The sequence below is a fragment of the Vogesella urethralis genome (assembly GCF_007644045.2).
GTDB lineage: Bacteria > Pseudomonadota > Gammaproteobacteria > Burkholderiales > Chromobacteriaceae > Vogesella > Vogesella urethralis.
The window spans coordinates 1-252 of sequence record NZ_VMDW02000149.1 but is presented as its reverse complement, the minus strand read 5'-3'; the positions used below and the strand labels follow the sequence as shown (position 1 = coordinate 252).

The 252-nt window shown below is 57.9% G+C and carries 1 protein-coding gene; it reads left to right on the top strand.

Features of this window, described 5'->3' with window-relative positions; translation table 11 throughout:
* Window positions 1-252: carboxymuconolactone decarboxylase family protein (locus FLQ03_RS18870; RefSeq protein WP_144374156.1), on the top strand; the 252-nt coding region annotated here is incomplete at both ends.

Genomic DNA, 252 nt, shown 5'->3' with positions numbered 1-252 from the left:
AATTACGTCAGCCATTCAGTGAACTGAGCCCGGAAGTCTATAAAGGGCTGGTACAGGCCAGCATCGCGCTGGAGAAAAGCGAGCTGGGCAACGCCCTGGTAGAGCTGGTTTATTTACGCGTCTCGCAGATCAACGGCTGCGCCTTCTGTCTTGAGAAACATAGCCAGGCGCTGCGCAAAGGCGGCATGGCGCAAAGCAAACTGGATGCCCTTGCGGGCTGGCGGGTAAGCGCCCACTTTACTCCGGCCGAAC